This is a genomic window from Listeria sp. Marseille-Q6474 (assembly GCF_946902005.1).
GTDB lineage: Bacteria > Bacillota > Bacilli > Lactobacillales > Listeriaceae > Listeria > Listeria innocua.
The window spans coordinates 531,884-547,746 of sequence record NZ_CAMPPS010000001.1 but is presented as its reverse complement, the minus strand read 5'-3'; the positions used below and the strand labels follow the sequence as shown (position 1 = coordinate 547,746).

Genomic DNA, 15,863 nt, shown 5'->3' with positions numbered 1-15,863 from the left:
AGACATGGTTGAAATTAACGAAAAAGTGCTTCGCGGAATTATCTCAGAAGTACTAGATGAATTACAGCTTAAAGAAGATAAAGTTTCTTTCCAAAAAGAACAGCCAAGTGTTGCAGTTTCAGATGAGAGCTTTTTAACAGAAGTTGAGGATGCGAAACCAGGAAGACAAAAAGATGAAGTTGTCATTGCGGTCGCACCAGCTTTTGGTAAATATCAAACGAAAAACATTGTTGGCGTTCCACATAAACAGATTTTACGAGAAGTGATTGCAGGTATTGAAGAAGAAGGGTTAAAAGCACGCGTTGTTCGTGTATTCCGTTCTTCTGACATAGCTTTCGTCGCAGTAGAAGGCGATAAATTAAGTGGTTCTGGTATTTGTATCGGCATTCAGTCGCGCGGTACAGCATTAATCCACCAAAAGGATTTACAACCACTTTCGAATCTAGAGTTATTCCCACAAGCACCACTAATCACACTAGAAACTTACCGGGCAATTGGTAAAAACGCTGCGAAATATGCAAAAGGTGAATCACCAAATCCAGTCCCAATGGTAAATGATCAAATGGCTCGTCCAAAATTCCAAGCAAAAGCAGCTTTACTTCATATCAAAGAAACGAAACATGTTGTTCAAGGTAAAAATGCAGTCGAACTACAAGTAAATTAATAGTGAGGTGAGAATGATGAATCAAGAAGCACTAGAAAATATGGTTAGAAATATTTTACAAGAAGTAAATAGTGGTGCAGTAACAACAACCACTTCTCAAAAAGCAAGCGGAGATTCACTGACTGTACACGACTACCCACTTGGTACGAAACGTCCAGAACTTGTAAAAACAGCTTCATCTAAATCTTTGGATGATATTACGCTAAAAAGTGTTCTAGATGGCACAATTAAACCTGAAGATGTTCGTGTAACAGCAGAGACGCTTAAAATGCAAGCGCAAGTAGCAAGAGATGCAGGACGTGCTACACTCGCGAACAACTTTGAACGTGCAGCAGAATTAACCGTTGTTCCAGATGAGCGTATTTTAGAAATTTACAATGCGATGCGTCCTTACCGTTCCTCAAGAGAAGAATTGCTTGCGATTGCGGATGAATTAGAAAATGTGTATCAAGCAACAATTTGTTCTAATTATGTTCGTGAAGCAGCACAGCTTTATCAAGAGCGTAAGAAATTAAAAGGCGATAATTAAAATTCACCTTTGCTCATGATTATGTAGGAAATGCGGTGAAATGAATGAAGTATATTGCAGGTATTGATATCGGAAACTCGACAACTGAAGTGGCGCTTGCCATACTCGACTCGGTAAATAATGCGGAGTTTGTTGCTAGCGCTATTACAGACACAACTGGTATCAAAGGAACAAAACAAAATCTTCATGGGATTTTTAAAGCGTTAAAACTAGCTTTAGAAAAAGTAAATGCAACAACTGCGGATTTAGCTGAAATTCGTATTAATGAAGCGACTCCCGTGATTGGTGATGTAGCAATGGAAACAATTACTGAAACAATTATCACAGAGTCTACCATGATTGGGCATAATCCTAAAACACCAGGTGGGCTTGGAATGGGTTCAGGAATTACAGTACATTTGGATGAAGTGGCTTCTAAATCAAAAGATACTGATTATATCGTGATTATCCCAAAAACGGTTGACTTTGAAGATGCCGCACAGCAGATTAATGATTATACCGAACTTGGCTATCAAATAACTGCTGCGATCCTTCAAGCAGACGACGGGGTGCTCGTTCATAATCGATTAAACCATAAAATTCCGATTGTAGATGAAGTTGGTTTTATTGATAAAGTTCCAGTTGATATGTTAGCGGCTGTTGAAGTCGCAGCTCCTGGTAAAGTCATTGAAACGATTTCTAATCCGTATGGTATTGCGACAGTCTTCCGTTTGAGTTCTGATGAAACGAAGAACATCATTCCCGTAGCTCGAGCATTAATTGGTAATCGTTCAGCAGTTGTGATTAAAACACCAGAAGGCGACGTAAAAGCTAGAACAATACCAGCCGGACATATTGAACTTCAATCAGGAACTAGAACGCAGCGTGTAAATGTAGCAGAAGGTTCCGAGAAAATCATGCAAGCGATTATGTCACTGCCAAAACTTGATAATGCAAGCGGCGAACCGGGAACAAATATCGGCGGCATGCTAGAAAAAGTACGACAAACCATGGCTGGACTTACTGATAAATTACCGGCAGATATTTTTATTCAAGATTTGCTGGCTGTAGATACGTTTGTTCCAGTAGATGTTCAAGGTGGTCTGGCGGGTGAATTTTCCATGGAGCAAGCTGTTGGAATTGCCTCAATGGTAAAAAGTGATTATTTACAAATGGCTGCGATTGCCTCAGAAATCGAACAAGAGCTAAATGTAACGGTCAAAATTGGTGGGGCAGAAGCTGAGGCAGCGATCCTCGGGGCACTTACTACCCCAGGAACCAATACACCACTTGCTATTTTAGACTTAGGAGCAGGTTCAACAGATGCTTCAATCATAAATGGAAAAGGCGAAATCATTGCTACTCATTTAGCTGGAGCAGGTGATATGGTAACGATGATTATCCAGTCAGAAATTGGCCTTGAAGATCGGTATTTAGCAGAAGATATAAAAAAATATCCACTTGCTAAAGTCGAAAGCATTTTTCATATTCGCCATGAAGATGGTACGGTTCAATTTTTCGATACGCCGCTTTCCCCAAGTGTTTTTGCGAAAGTAGTGATTGTAAAACCAGATGGATTTGTACCAATTCCAGGTGACGTTTCGATTGAAAAAATTAAATTAATTCGTCGTTCGGCTAAAGAGCGCGTTTTTGTAACGAATACGATCCGTGCATTAAAATATGTCAGCCCAACTGGGAACATTCGTGATATTCCATTTGTCGTTATTGTCGGAGGATCAGCCCTTGATTTTGAGATTCCGCAATTAATCACAGATGCATTATCTCATTATTCCTTAGTTGCGGGACGGGGAAATATTCGCGGACAAGAAGGACCTAGAAATGCAGTTGCAACAGGATTAATTCTGTCGGGTGGTGCTGATGTATGATTCCGGTTGTAAATAAACCAGCTATTTATTTTCATGCAGATCAAAGCGCGAATCCAGACTGTATTAAACAAGTATTATTTGGAATAGAAGAAGAAGGCATTCCATGTGAATTAGAAATTATGCCTTTAAAAGACGAAGTGCAAGCCGCATTTCGAGCTTCAGCGAGTTCGCCACTTTTGGTTGGAATTACGCTCAAAAATGATCATTTAGTGATTCATTATCGTAATTTGCCGCCAGATCAGCCGCTATTTTCGGAATATCGTTTTTGCGCAGCGACCCTGGAAAAACAACGAAATATGGGAATGAATGCGGCGCGACTTGTCAAGGGTGTACCTTTTAAATAAGGAGGTGAAGGAATGCATCAAGCAATTGGAATTATTGAAATTAAAGGACTTGCTTCAGCGATTACTGTAGCAGATACAATGGCTAAAGTAGCAAACATCCAAATCGTCGACACAGAAAAAGCAAAAGGTTTTGGCTGGATTACTGTGAAAGTGGAAGGAGATGTTGCTGCCGTCAATGCTGCTCTTGAAGCAGGAGAACAAACCGCAATAGCCTCAGACAGCTTTATTGCGAAAAAAGTCATTCCTCGACCAGGGGAAGAGATTTTTACAGTATTTTGGCCTAAAGAAGAAATCGTGCCAGAAGAACCAGAATTGATTGTTGAAACAGAAGAAGTCGCGGAACCCGAAACACCGGTAGAAGCGACCTGCAATCTATGTCATGATCCACTTTGTCCACGGATAAAAGGTGATCCAAGACAAGATTGTATTCATTTTGAAGAAGAAAAGTAAACCTAATTTTGAGGAGGAAATAATAATGAATAACGCACTAGGAATGATTGAAACTAAAGGACTTGTTGGCGCAATTGAAGCAGCTGACGCAATGGTAAAAGCAGCAAATGTATCGCTTGTAGGTTATGAAAAAATCGGTTCAGGACTTGTAACTGTTATGGTTCGCGGTGATGTTGGCGCAGTAAAAGCAGCAACAGATGCAGGCGCAGCAGCAGCTCGTAATGTTGGAGAAGTACAATCTATCCACGTTATCCCACGTCCACACAATGATGTAGAAACGTTGCTACCAAAAGGTTTATAAGCCGTGGAAAGAGAAGAATTAAAAGCAATAATTAAGAAAATCGTAACAGATAAATATGGTGGCGCGGAGACAGAGATTCCAATCGGAGTCTCTAACCGCCACATTCATTTAACAGAAAAAGACTATAACCAACTTTTTCCAAATGAACCTATTGAAGTGAAAAAATGGTTAAAGCAACCTGGCGAATTTGCTGCTGAACAAACTCTCACCGTAGTTTCAGAAAGAGGCGAGTTAAAGCGGGTTCGGATTTTAGGTCCGCTTCGAAAATTTTCGCAAGTAGAGCTTTCTAAAACGGATGCACGGATGTTAGGGATGAATATTCCAATTCGTGTATCTGGTGATATTGAAGGAACACCAGGGATCAAACTCGTTTCTAAACATAGCGAAATCTTCTTACCAAAAGGAGCAATTGTTGCGAAACGTCATATCCATTTACCAGAAAGTGTGGCGAATGAATACGGTGTAAAACAAGGTGATGAAGTTTCTGTCCTAGTAGGTTCAGAAATACGTAGTCTCGTGTTAAACCATTGTACGATTCGGGTGAATAATCAATTTATCCCAGAAATGCATATTGATACAGATGAAGCAAACGCGGCAGATATTGCTGGCGATAGCTTTGCAAAAATAATCAAGTCGTGACCTGATAAGGAGGTGTGGAAATGGATATTTTACAAACAGCTAACGAACGGATGGAACAGCTTGCAGCACTAATGAATAAAGATACCAAACAAAAAATTTCAGCTAATCAAAAAGTAAAAGTTGGCGTCGATTTAGGGACTTCCTCGATTGTTTTCGTTGTGTTGGATGAAAATAATGTTCCGCTTTTTGGAGCGTTTGAATTTGCTGACGCTGTTCGCGATGGGCTTGTAGTTAATTACCGCGAGTCCGTAGAAGTTGTCAAACGACTTAAAGATAGAGCAGAAAAAAGCCTTGGAATAAATTTGACCCATGCTTCTGGTGCTATCCCACCTGGTACAGTCGGGAACAACAAAAAAGTAGTTGCTAACGTGATAGAAAGCGCCGGAATGGAAGCACTTTATACAATTGACGAGCCAACAGCCGCTGCAGCAGTACTAGATTTAAAAGATGGTGCAGTTGTAGATGTTGGTGGTGGCACAACAGGAATTAGCGTGTTTAAAAATGGTGCCGTGATTTACACAGCAGATGAACCAACTGGAGGAACGCATATGACGCTTGTTCTAGCAGGATATTACGGTGTCTCTGTAGAAGAAGCTGAACAAAATAAGCGCGCGCAAAAAGATTCTAGCGAGCATTTTTCTGTCATGCGTCCAGTGGTTGAAAAAATGGCAGAAATTACCCGTGTTCATCTCGAAAAATCTCCCTCAGAACCGCTTTATATTGTTGGTGGAGCTTCTGCTTATAGTCAGTTCAAAGATACGTTTGAAAGCTATTTGAAGATGCCTGTTTTTCAACCTAATTATCCGCAGTATGTCACGCCTCTTGGTATTGCCATGAGTTCAGGGAGCGGAAATTTATGATAGAAAAATTAGTTGAAATCATTGTTAAACGCTTGAAACTTCGTGCCGCAAATAAAACAGTCATCGCTGTTAGCAAAATGCCTCGCGATCCAGTTGCGATTTTTATGGAAAATGGCACAGTTCGGTTAACCCAAGTAAACAAACATTTTCTTGAGCGGATACTGGGCGGGAATCAAGCAGAATCACTTACTATTTGGCTTGAAACTGCAGCAGAATACGGGGTAACAATTGAACTTGAACTGTATGATAACGGCGAACCTTGGCTGGATTATAAAATGCTCAGTCAGCTAGTCTATCCAGTTTTTACAAGCGCTGGTGAGAGGCTTTTTCATCCAAGTTCTGAAGTGATTTGTTACAGTGATAGCGCATTAATCCCAAGCGGAAGTACTCTTTGCAAATTTAAAAAGCAGCTTATTACACCGCTTGCAAATGAATATTTAACTAAAAATAATATTGCAGTGCGGGAAAGGCAGTGACGTTATGTTTATGGCGAAAATTACTGGAAGCGTAGTCTCGACAAAAAAAGAAGATTCGCTTACAGGCAAGAAATTAATGATTGTACAACCAATTGATGCGAACGGAGAACATGTGCGCTCAGAAGAAGTGGCATGTGACTCTGTTGGCGCTGGAATCGGGGAGTATGTGCTTGTTGCTCGTGGAAATGCGGCTAGGAGCGTATTTGCAGAACCAAATAGTGCGATTGATTCGGCAATTATAGCAATTGTCGATAGTTTTGATAAGTAAGGAGTGAATAACTCGTGAGTATTTATACAAAAACCGGCGATAAAGGAACGACTGCACTATTTGATGGAAATCGTGTGAAAAAATATGATGACCGTGTCGAAACATATGGTTCGTTTGATGAGCTAAATGCCGAAATTAGTGTAGCAGAAAAATTCGTAACCTCAAATGAAAACAAGGCTTTGCTTAGAAACGTTGAGCGCCAATTGTTTTATGTGTGTGCAGAGCTTGCAACAGAAGATGAATCTGCGCTTGTTAGTAAAATTGTCATTACAGAAGATGACATTAACGAACTTGAAAAAGTTATTGATGCTTATACTCTGAAGTTGCCAAAAGTTGATAGTTTTGTGCTTCCTGGTTCAAGTAAAGCCGGCGCGTTTCTTCATAGTGCGCGGACGATAGCCAGACGAGCGGAACGATTATTAGTTCGTTTTTCAGAACAAACAGCAGTTAGAAATGAGCTGTTGAAATTCGTCAATCGCTTATCTGATTTCTTGTATATTCTTGCTCGAGAAGAAGACTTTAGACAGATGCTAGATAAAGCGACTAAGCTAATTGTTGCCAAGTACTTAGAGCAAGCAGAACAAAAGCCTAGTACGACGAGCGATTTATCTTTTTCATTTTGTGAAAAACTAATGCATCAGGTGCAGGTTGTCTCAGAAGAAGTCGGCGTTCCAGTCACACTTGCAATAGTTGATGCGCACGGAAATGCAAGATTTAATTACCGAATGGAACACGCTCTCTTAGTAAGTGCAGAACTAGCAACGAAAAAAGCATATTCCGCCGTAGCGATGAAAACAAGTACAGAAAATTTAACAGAAGCAGTTCAGCCAGGAGCCCCACTTTATCAATTAGAAACACTGACAAATGGTGACATTGTTACTTTTGGCGGAGGCGTTCCAATTTACGGAAAAGATGGAGCGATTATTGGTGGAATGGGAATTAGTGGCGGATCAGTGGAAGAAGATATCCACATTGCAAAAAAAGCATTATCAATGATAGAGAAGGGGTAATTCTGTATGGAATCATTAGAACTCGAACAACTGGTAAAAAAAGTTCTCTTAGAAAAATTAGCAGAACAAAAAGAAGTACCAACAAAAACAACTACACAAGGCGCGAAAAGTGGCGTTTTTGATACAGTTGACGAGGCTGTTCAAGCAGCAGTTATAGCGCAGAATTGCTATAAAGAAAAATCACTTGAAGAACGCCGCAATGTTGTAAAAGCAATTCGTGAAGCACTTTATCCAGAAATTGAAACAATTGCGACAAGAGCAGTTGCGGAAACCGGAATGGGTAATGTGGCAGATAAAATTTTGAAAAACACGTTAGCAATTGAAAAAACACCAGGGGTAGAAGATTTATATACAGAAGTAGCTACTGGTGATAACGGTATGACACTGTATGAACTCTCTCCATATGGCGTAATTGGTGCAGTAGCGCCGAGCACAAACCCAACGGAAACATTGATTTGTAATTCAATCGGTATGCTCGCAGCTGGAAATGCCGTTTTTTATAGTCCTCATCCAGGGGCAAAAAACATTTCACTGTGGTTGATTGAAAAGCTAAACACAATTGTTCGCGAAAGTTGTGGTATTGATAACCTTATTGTAACGGTGGCTAAACCATCCATTCAAGCAGCTCAAGAAATGATGAATCATCCAAAAGTACCGCTACTTGTTATTACAGGTGGTCCGGGCGTTGTTCTCCAAGCGATGCAATCAGGTAAAAAAGTGATTGGAGCAGGAGCAGGGAACCCGCCTTCTATTGTTGACGAAACAGCTAATATCGAAAAAGCGGCTGCTGACATCGTAGACGGTGCCTCTTTTGATCATAATATTTTATGTATTGCTGAAAAAAGTGTGGTAGCTGTTGATAGCATTGCTGATTTCTTGTTATTCCAAATGGAAAAAAATGGTGCTCTTCATGTTACTAATCCAAGTGATATTCAAAAATTAGAAAAAGTAGCCGTTACCGATAAAGGTGTAACTAATAAAAAATTAGTCGGAAAAAGTGCAACTGAAATCTTAAAAGAAGCAGGAATAGCTTGTGATTTTACACCGCGTTTAATCATAGTGGAAACGGAGAAATCTCATCCATTTGCAACAGTAGAGCTATTAATGCCAATCGTTCCAGTTGTAAGAGTGCCTGATTTTGACGAAGCCCTTGAAGTAGCTATTGAACTCGAACAAGGCTTACATCATACAGCGACAATGCATTCACAAAATATCTCGAGATTAAACAAAGCTGCAAGAGATATGCAAACTTCCATCTTTGTCAAAAATGGTCCTTCCTTTGCTGGATTAGGTTTTAGAGGAGAAGGTAGTACTACTTTCACTATTGCCACGCCTACCGGAGAAGGAACAACTACAGCACGTCATTTTGCTAGACGCCGCCGTTGTGTTTTAACAGATGGTTTTTCGATTCGTTAAGAGGAGGCAAAGTTAATGAATAGCTTTCAAATCAAAACAAAAGTAGCTTTTGGCACGAATAGTTTACAAGTTTTAAAAGAAATTAAAAATAAAAATGTTTGGATTATTTGTGATCGTTTTTTGGCGGATGGAGAGGGACTTCAAGGTTTAATTGGGAAGTTAGATGCATCTAATAATGTGCATATTTTCACCGATGTAGTTCCAGATCCACCCATTTCAAAAGTAGCTAGTGGTGTTAGTGAAGCAGGTAAAATTCAGCCTCAAGTCATGATCGCTTTTGGCGGTGGCTCAGCAATTGATACGGCAAAAGGAATTTACTACTTCGCAAAACGCTTGGAAAAAATTAATATTAGTACTTTTATAGCGATTCCAACTACAAGTGGCACTGGATCTGAAGTGACAGCTGCTACCGTTATTACTGATCCAACGACAAAAATTAAGTATCCACTTTTCCTAGATGAACTTATTCCGGATATGGCTATTCTTGACGCGCAACTCGTTGTCACAGTGCCGCCAGCGATTACAGCGAATACTGGAATGGATGTATTAACACACGCGATTGAAGCTTATGTTTCTAAAGCTGCGAGTGATTATACGGATGCATTAGGTGAAAAAAGTGTGCAATTAACGCTACGCTTTTTAACGAGCTGTTATGACGATGGTCGTAATTTAGCTAACCGTGAAAAAATGCATAATGCGTCGACCATGGCAGGGATGGCTTTTAACTGTGCCAACCTTGGTTTAAATCATAGTATTGCGCATCAACTAGGTGCACAGTTCCACGTGCCGCACGGTCTAGCTAATGCGATATTACTTGATGCGGTCATTCGTTTTAACGCCTTCAAAAATCGTGATACCGAACAAAAATATGCTGAATTGGCGAGGATTTGCGGAATGGCTTCTAGATCTGATTCCAATGAAACCGCTGTCCGTCTGCTTCGTGAAAGAATTGTCCAAATGATGGAACACATGCAAATGCCACGAACCTTAACTGACGCTGGCGTAGCAAAAGAAAAAGTCTATGCAAAAATGGACGAAATTGCAACAAATGCACTGAAAGACGCTTGCTTGCCAACAAGTCCGACGACACCGACACATCAAGAACTAAAAGAAATTTTAGAACAAATTATTTAGATTTTACGTTAAAAAGGAGGATAAACTATGTCAGCATATTTGGCGGAATTTATTGGAACGATGGTACTTATTATGTTTGGTAATGGCCTTTTAGCAGGTTTAACATTAAATAAATCATTATCACAAGGTGCAAACTGGGTAGTTGTTACATTTGGTTGGGGTTTTGCTGTAATGATTGGTATTTATGTCGCTGGAGCATATAGCGGAGCGCACTTAAATCCAGCAGTAACTATTGCGCTTGCAGTTGGAGGTTCATTCTCTTGGGCAGCTGTAGTTCCGTACATTATCGCCCAAATCGCCGGAGCATTTGTCGGAGCATCGATTATTATTTTACACTACTATCCGCATTTTAAAGCGACTCCCCCAGAAATTGATACACATGGTATTTTTTCCACAGGACCAGCGATTAGAAATACACCTTTCAACTTAATCAGTGAAATTATCGCAACATTTGCTTTCATTTTTGGTTTACTTATGATTGGAGCGAACAGTTTCACAGATGGTTTAAATCCATTAATCCTTGGCTTTCTAGTAGTTGCTATCGGAATGAGCTTTGGACCAACGACAGGTTATGCGATTAACCCAGCTCGTGATTTAGGACCAAGACTTGCTTACTTTTTACTACCAGTACCAAATAAAAGTGGATCAGACTGGCGTTACGCTTGGATTCCAATTGTCGGACCAATCATTGGCGGTCTCTTAGCCATTGGACTATTTAACATTTTATTATAAAAAAGCATGGAGTAAACAAGAATGGCTTTGTTTACTCCTTTAAAAATGAGAAAGGACTGAGCTAAATGCACAAAATTATGGCGATAAACGCAGGGAGTTCTTCACTGAAATTCCAAATTTTTACGATGCCAGAAGAAGAAGTCTTAGTTAAGGGCTTAATTGAAAGAATCGGCTTACCAGATGCCATATTCAACATGTCCTTTCAAAATGAAAAAATCAAGGAAACTCGCGCGATAAATAATCACGGAGAAGCAGTGGAAATTCTACTGGAGCAATTGAAGGAGCACCAAGTAATTAAAGACCTAAATGAAATTACAGGAGTGGGACATCGTGTTGCGCACGGCGGAGAAGCTTTTGTTTCTTCATGTATTGTAACGGATGATGTCGTAAAGGGGATTGAAGATGTCACAAGTCTTGCGCCGCTTCATAATCCAGCCAATATCATCGGCATTAAAACATTCCGCGAACTATTACCAAATGCCGTTTCGGTTGCAGTGTTTGATACGGCCTTCCATCAAACGATTCCAGAAGAAAACTTTTTATATGCGCTCCCTTATGAACTTTATGAAAAACATCATATTCGAAAATACGGTTTTCATGGAACAAGTCATAAATATGTGGCTGGAAAAGCAGCAGAAGTTCTCGAGAAACCTTTAGAAAAATTAAAAATTATTTCTTGCCATTTAGGGAATGGGGCAAGTATTTGTGCGATTGAAGCTGGAAAGTCAGTGAATACTTCCATGGGCTTTACACCAAATGCTGGCTTGATGATGGGAACACGTTCTGGTACAATTGACGCGACAATCATCCCTTATTTAGTTGACGAATTAGGCTATAGCTTGGATGAAGTGACACATATGATGTCGAGTGAATCTGGCGTTCTTGGTGTATCCGGAATTTCAAGTGATTTTAGAGACATCGAAATTGCTGCGAAAGAAGGAAATTCGCGTGCGTTACTAACGCTCCGGATGTTTACTGGCCAGATCTGTAATTATATTGGGGCTTATGCTTCTGCCATGAATGGTTGCGACGCTTTATTATTTACAGCTGGAGTTGGTGAAAACTCACCATTAATTCGTAAAATGGTTACAGAACAACTAAGTTACCTTGGTGTAACTTGTAATGTGACAAAAAATAATGCAGGTGATATGATAATTAGCAATGATGACGAAGCGGTCAAAGTATGCATTATTCCAACAAACGAAGAACTAATGATTGCTCGAGATGTAGAAAAATATACAAAACAAACGATAAGTTAAGGAGCGATTTGATGTGAAAATAACGACGGCAATGCACGGTGGCAACTATAACGAACTAGCAAAACAACATGGATTAACCAAAGAAATGATTCTGGATTTTAGTGCGAATATTAATCCACTTGGCGTTCCAGCTAGTTTGAAACAAACGATAACAGCGAATTTGGATAAACTGGCGGAATATCCAGAACCAGATTACTTAGCGCTCCGTGCGCGTATTGCCTCGTTTCATCAACTTGACTTAGCAAATGTTATTCCTGGAAACGGTGCTACTGAGCTGATTTTCGGAATCGCAAAAGTAACCAAGGCGCAAAAAGTTCTCTTACTTGCGCCTACTTTTGCGGAATATGAACGGGCTTTTTTTGATGCGGAAATTATTTATGCAGAATTAACGAAAGAAACTCATTTTGCTGCAGCGGAAACGGTACTAGAAATGATTAAACGCGAATCAGATCTTGAAGCGGTTTGTTTGTGCAACCCGAATAATCCAACCGGACAATTAATATCGCAGCAAGAAATGATTCAAATTGCAGAATTATGTGAAGAACGAAACATATATTTAATCATTGATGAGGCGTTTATGGATTTTTTAGAAGACAATGAAACAATTTCGATGATTAATTATTTAGAAAGCTTTCCACATTTAGCAATTATCCGCGCATTTACAAAATTTTTTGCAATTCCAGGGCTAAGACTTGGTTATTTGTTGACCAAAAATGATTTGCTAGCTGAAGCATTATTACAAATGCGTGAACCTTGGTCTATCAATACTTTTGCCGATATGGCTGGTCAAGTATTGCTGAATGATACAGAATACATCACTCAAACATACAACTGGATTTCAGCTGAACGAGATTTTTTATATCAAGAGTTATCTAAGTTTAGCGAACTAACCGTGTATCGCCCAAGTGTAAACTACATATTTTTCCATCTTGAAACACCGCTTGATTTACGAAAAGAATTATTGCTAAAAGGGATTTTCATACGCAGTTGTGCCAATTACCGTGGACTCACTGAAAATTATTACCGAGTTGCGGTGAAAGCTAGATGTGATAATACCAAGCTTATAAGAGCGCTCGAGGTGATTTTTAGTGGAAATTAAAGCAACTTGTCCCGCTTCATGTGGCGAACTTTTGCAAGGGTTTATTACTGGCGGCGAAAAATTGATTTCATACCCAATCAACTGGTATTCCGAAGTAACTTTATCCGATAAATCAGGACAAAACAGCCAAGGTCATACAAAAGCATGGCTCGCATTTGAGGTAACTTGCGAGTATTTTGGCGTGACAAAAAAAGAACGTCCACCTATATCGTTACTAGTAAAATCGACTATTCCGGTCGCCAAAGGGATGGCAAGCTCTACTGCTGATATTGCCGCAACCATAGGCGCTACAGCAAAATGGTTAAATAAACCGATAACAGAAACCGAAATTGCCAAGCTTTGTTTGCAACTAGAACCAACAGATAGCACGATTTTTAAATCACTCACACTTTTTGATCATTTAAAAGGGTCCGTGATTGAAAGTTCTAACTGGATGCCGAAACTGGGCGTCGTTGTCTTAGAACCACTTACTGTTTTGGAAACTGCAACATATCGGCAAGAAGACCACCATGAACAATTGCTGGAAAATGAACAACAATTAGCCAAAGCTGTGCAATTTTTCAACCAAGCAGCAGCCCAAAAATCAATCAACTTGCTTGGAAAAGCCGCCACACTTAGCGCAGCGAGCAATCAAATCATTTTACCCAAACCGTTTTGGAATGAGTTGTTAGAAGTGGTGAGTTGTTTAAATCTAGTAGGGATCAATGTGTCGCATAGTGGGACGGTCGTTGGTTTACTGTATGAGTTAGGTAAGATAGACCCGCTAGAAATTTTATTCGAATTAGAACGACGCTATGTCACCACTTTTTACAGCAGATATTACTTTAGGGAGCTCGCGCGCGGTGGGGTTCAAATAATTTCTTAAAGCAAATTCTTCTTGCAAGCGGATTAATTTATGCTATAATAACTTTGATAAACGAATTCGTTCATACAAACAGTTAGATACTGGAAGTCTGGTGAAAATCCAGCACGGTCCCGCCACTGTAAGGAGTTAGACACTCTAAGTCAGGTCTTTTATCTAATTGTTTTAACTGGTTATACTGCTTCGAGGCAAAGCATGTATAATTCTTGGTTCCAGTGTAGTTGTCTCACTGGGGCTTTTTTATTTGTTTTTAAAACAAATAAGCCCACTGTAAATGGTTTGGTGCCGAGAAGCTGGACGAAGCTACGTTTTATCAAGCACCATACGCACAAAGATGTGCACCGCTTAGTTTTATGGTGGGCAATGATCTTTTCAACGACGAAAAGAGTGATACAAGGAACGTATCTTCATTGCCTATTTACAAAAAAGATTTGACATTTCCACGTGTTTGGTTTTTAATAAAGTGGACAAATAAAATATTTTACGGTACAAAGGCGTACTGTTTACTTAGCAAAGAAGCTTTGAGTTGGAAGGGGAAATTTCTCTACTCAAGGCTTCTTTTTTTAGTTTTAAAAAATTAGGAGGTAATCTCATGCAAAAAGTTAGTTTTAAAACAGATCTTTACATTGGCCAAGGAGCAACAGATCGTTTACTGGATTTTAAAGACAAACAAATTTTCATCGTAACAGATCCATTTATGGTGAGCTCAGGAATGATTAATGCTATCACGGAAAAAATTGATAAGTCGAATACATATACTATTTTTAGCGATATTATTCCTGACCCGCCAATTGAAAACGTTGTAGCTGGAATTGAAGTTTTAAACGAATGTGATGCCAACTTGATGATCGCTATCGGTGGTGGTTCCGCGATTGATGCGGCGAAAGCGATGAAATTCTTTGGTCAAAAACTTGGTACGGTGCGCGCAATGCCATTCATCGTAATCCCAACTACAAGTGGAACTGGTTCTGAAGTTACTAGTTTTTCTGTCATTACGAATAAAGAAAAAGCAATTAAATATCCACTTATTACCGATGCTATTTTGCCGGATGAAGCGATTTTAGATGCGGATTTAGTGAAATCTGTCCCACCTGCAATCACAGCAGACACTGGTATGGATGTACTCACACATGCGCTAGAAGCATACGTTTCCACAAAAGCAAATGATTATTCGGACGCAATGGCTGAAAAAGTAATTCAATTAGTATTCACATACTTGGAGCGTGCTTATAAAGACGGAAATGATCTTGAAGCACGCGAAAAAATGCATAATGCTTCTTGTTTAGCAGGTATGGCATTTAATATTACCTCGCTTGGTTTAAACCATGGTATCGCTCACACAGCCGGTGCTAAGTTTAAAATTCCACATGGTCGTATGAATACTTTACTTTTGCCACATGTTATTAGTTATAATGCTGGATTAACAAGTGATTTTGGTAACAATCCAGATAACCGTGCTGCAGAACGTTATACAGCAATTGCCAAATTACTAAAAATGCCAGCTTCCAATACAAGACTTGGCGTTCGCAGCTTAATTAACGCTATTAAACAACTTCAAAAGAAACTTAATATGCCAACAACATTATCTGAATGTGGTGTTAGTCGTACCGATTTAAACGAGCATATCGCGCAAATCGCTGAAGGTGCGCTGAATGATGGTTGTACTGCAACTAATCCAAGAACACCGACAGAAACAGATGTTAGTGCGATTCTCGAAAAAATGTTGGCTTAAAAGTTATTTATTTCACAACTGGAAACAAATAACCTATTGACATCGTTTTCATGCTACTTTATAATAGAACCGAGCACAAAGACGTGTGGAATAATAAATATAGCAGAGCAACGGGGCTCCCTCAAAAATATTGCACAATATTTTTAAGGGGCTCTTTCTATTTTCTGGGAGAATTTTTTCTCTAGCTCTTTAACTCTTTCGCTCAAGTATATGCTTCTATAGA

Annotated in this window: 18 protein-coding genes and 1 riboswitch; all 18 genes read left to right on the top strand. The window is 39.6% G+C overall.

Annotated elements, in window-relative coordinates:
- Window positions 1-4 precede the first annotated feature (4 nt).
- The 18 genes from OC533_RS02710 to OC533_RS02625 all read left to right on the top strand — a co-directional run bounded on the left by OC533_RS02710 (window position 5) and on the right by OC533_RS02625 (window position 15,640).
- Window positions 5-664, top strand: a complete 660-nt coding sequence (locus tag OC533_RS02710; RefSeq protein WP_194323386.1) for a propanediol/glycerol family dehydratase medium subunit — start codon at window positions 5-7, stop codon at window positions 662-664.
- A 16-nt stretch (window positions 665-680) separates the two neighbouring features.
- On the top strand, window positions 681-1,193 hold the full coding sequence (locus OC533_RS02705) for a diol dehydratase small subunit (RefSeq protein ID WP_194323387.1): 513 nt from the start codon (window positions 681-683) through the stop codon (window positions 1,191-1,193).
- Window positions 1,194-1,237: 44 nt separating this feature from the next.
- Window positions 1,238-3,058, top strand: a complete 1,821-nt coding sequence (locus tag OC533_RS02700; protein WP_194323388.1) for a diol dehydratase reactivase subunit alpha — start codon at window positions 1,238-1,240, stop codon at window positions 3,056-3,058.
- The gene (locus OC533_RS02695; protein ID WP_003761750.1) at window positions 3,055-3,402 is read left to right on the top strand and encodes a glycerol dehydratase reactivase beta/small subunit family protein; all 348 of its coding nucleotides are present in this window, start codon (window positions 3,055-3,057) and stop codon (window positions 3,400-3,402) included. Before OC533_RS02700 ends, OC533_RS02695 begins: the two co-directional genes overlap by 4 nt.
- Before the next feature lie 12 nt (window positions 3,403-3,414).
- Window positions 3,415-3,852: a BMC domain-containing protein gene (locus tag OC533_RS02690; RefSeq protein ID WP_185501593.1), complete on the top strand. Its 438-nt coding sequence runs from the start codon at window positions 3,415-3,417 to the stop codon at window positions 3,850-3,852.
- Between the two features lie 25 nt (window positions 3,853-3,877).
- Window positions 3,878-4,153 carry a propanediol utilization microcompartment protein PduA gene (gene pduA, locus OC533_RS02685; RefSeq protein WP_003719364.1) on the top strand — a complete coding sequence of 92 codons (276 nt, stop codon included), beginning with the start codon at window positions 3,878-3,880 and terminating at the stop codon, window positions 4,151-4,153.
- 3 nt (window positions 4,154-4,156) lie between these two features.
- Window positions 4,157-4,792, top strand: coding sequence for a phosphate propanoyltransferase (locus OC533_RS02680; protein WP_160463941.1), 636 nt, complete (start codon window positions 4,157-4,159; stop codon window positions 4,790-4,792).
- 20 nt (window positions 4,793-4,812) lie between these two features.
- Window positions 4,813-5,652 (top strand): ethanolamine utilization protein EutJ, encoded by an 840-nt coding sequence (eutJ, locus tag OC533_RS02675; RefSeq protein WP_194323389.1) that lies wholly within the window; start codon window positions 4,813-4,815, stop codon window positions 5,650-5,652.
- The gene (gene pduM, locus OC533_RS02670) at window positions 5,649-6,128 is read left to right on the top strand and encodes a PduM family microcompartment protein (protein WP_194323390.1); all 480 of its coding nucleotides are present in this window, start codon (window positions 5,649-5,651) and stop codon (window positions 6,126-6,128) included. The genes eutJ and pduM overlap by 4 nt, the downstream gene beginning before the upstream one ends.
- A gap of 4 nt (window positions 6,129-6,132) precedes the next feature.
- Window positions 6,133-6,396 (top strand): EutN/CcmL family microcompartment protein, encoded by a 264-nt coding sequence (locus tag OC533_RS02665; protein WP_010990786.1) that lies wholly within the window; start codon window positions 6,133-6,135, stop codon window positions 6,394-6,396.
- 14 nt (window positions 6,397-6,410) lie between these two features.
- A complete protein-coding gene (locus OC533_RS02660) occupies window positions 6,411-7,406 on the top strand; it encodes a cob(I)yrinic acid a,c-diamide adenosyltransferase (RefSeq protein ID WP_194323391.1) in 996 nt (331 codons plus the stop codon).
- Window positions 7,407-7,412: 6 nt separating this feature from the next.
- Window positions 7,413-8,822 carry an aldehyde dehydrogenase family protein gene (locus OC533_RS02655; RefSeq protein ID WP_033533133.1) on the top strand — a complete coding sequence of 470 codons (1,410 nt, stop codon included), beginning with the start codon at window positions 7,413-7,415 and terminating at the stop codon, window positions 8,820-8,822.
- Between the two features lie 15 nt (window positions 8,823-8,837).
- The gene (locus OC533_RS02650) at window positions 8,838-9,956 is read left to right on the top strand and encodes a 1-propanol dehydrogenase PduQ (protein ID WP_194323392.1); all 1,119 of its coding nucleotides are present in this window, start codon (window positions 8,838-8,840) and stop codon (window positions 9,954-9,956) included.
- Between the two features lie 27 nt (window positions 9,957-9,983).
- Window positions 9,984-10,688, top strand: a complete 705-nt coding sequence (locus OC533_RS02645; protein ID WP_003771449.1) for an MIP/aquaporin family protein — start codon at window positions 9,984-9,986, stop codon at window positions 10,686-10,688.
- Window positions 10,689-10,753: 65 nt separating this feature from the next.
- Window positions 10,754-11,947 (top strand): acetate/propionate family kinase, encoded by a 1,194-nt coding sequence (locus OC533_RS02640; RefSeq protein WP_194323393.1) that lies wholly within the window; start codon window positions 10,754-10,756, stop codon window positions 11,945-11,947.
- A gap of 13 nt (window positions 11,948-11,960) precedes the next feature.
- A complete protein-coding gene (cobD, locus tag OC533_RS02635; RefSeq protein ID WP_194323394.1) occupies window positions 11,961-13,046 on the top strand; it encodes a threonine-phosphate decarboxylase CobD in 1,086 nt (361 codons plus the stop codon).
- Window positions 13,036-13,911 carry a propanediol utilization kinase PduX gene (locus tag OC533_RS02630; RefSeq protein ID WP_003766533.1) on the top strand — a complete coding sequence of 292 codons (876 nt, stop codon included), beginning with the start codon at window positions 13,036-13,038 and terminating at the stop codon, window positions 13,909-13,911. Before cobD ends, OC533_RS02630 begins: the two co-directional genes overlap by 11 nt.
- 55 nt (window positions 13,912-13,966) lie before the next feature.
- Window positions 13,967-14,116, top strand: a riboswitch (adenosylcobalamin (AdoCbl) riboswitch).
- A gap of 384 nt (window positions 14,117-14,500) precedes the next feature.
- The gene (locus OC533_RS02625) at window positions 14,501-15,640 is read left to right on the top strand and encodes a 1-propanol dehydrogenase PduQ (RefSeq protein ID WP_003761778.1); all 1,140 of its coding nucleotides are present in this window, start codon (window positions 14,501-14,503) and stop codon (window positions 15,638-15,640) included.
- Window positions 15,641-15,863: the final 223 nt, after the last annotated feature.

Excerpts from the sequence above, each read along its gene's own strand:
- OC533_RS02710 (WP_194323386.1), top strand. The coding sequence starts at position 5 with ATGGTTGAAATTAACGAAAAAGTGCTTCGCGGAATTATCTCAGAAGTA.
- OC533_RS02705 (WP_194323387.1), top strand. The coding sequence starts at position 681 with ATGAATCAAGAAGCACTAGAAAATATGGTTAGAAATATTTTACAAGAA.
- OC533_RS02700 (WP_194323388.1), top strand. The coding sequence starts at position 1,238 with ATGAAGTATATTGCAGGTATTGATATCGGAAACTCGACAACTGAAGTG.
- OC533_RS02695 (WP_003761750.1), top strand. The coding sequence starts at position 3,055 with ATGATTCCGGTTGTAAATAAACCAGCTATTTATTTTCATGCAGATCAA.
- OC533_RS02690 (WP_185501593.1), top strand. The coding sequence starts at position 3,415 with ATGCATCAAGCAATTGGAATTATTGAAATTAAAGGACTTGCTTCAGCG.
- pduA (WP_003719364.1), top strand. The coding sequence starts at position 3,878 with ATGAATAACGCACTAGGAATGATTGAAACTAAAGGACTTGTTGGCGCA.
- eutJ (WP_194323389.1), top strand. The coding sequence starts at position 4,813 with ATGGATATTTTACAAACAGCTAACGAACGGATGGAACAGCTTGCAGCA.
- pduM (WP_194323390.1), top strand. The coding sequence starts at position 5,649 with ATGATAGAAAAATTAGTTGAAATCATTGTTAAACGCTTGAAACTTCGT.
- OC533_RS02665 (WP_010990786.1), top strand. The coding sequence starts at position 6,133 with ATGTTTATGGCGAAAATTACTGGAAGCGTAGTCTCGACAAAAAAAGAA.
- OC533_RS02655 (WP_033533133.1), top strand. The coding sequence starts at position 7,413 with ATGGAATCATTAGAACTCGAACAACTGGTAAAAAAAGTTCTCTTAGAA.
- OC533_RS02650 (WP_194323392.1), top strand. The coding sequence starts at position 8,838 with ATGAATAGCTTTCAAATCAAAACAAAAGTAGCTTTTGGCACGAATAGT.
- OC533_RS02645 (WP_003771449.1), top strand. The coding sequence starts at position 9,984 with ATGTCAGCATATTTGGCGGAATTTATTGGAACGATGGTACTTATTATG.
- OC533_RS02640 (WP_194323393.1), top strand. The coding sequence starts at position 10,754 with ATGCACAAAATTATGGCGATAAACGCAGGGAGTTCTTCACTGAAATTC.
- OC533_RS02625 (WP_003761778.1), top strand. The coding sequence starts at position 14,501 with ATGCAAAAAGTTAGTTTTAAAACAGATCTTTACATTGGCCAAGGAGCA.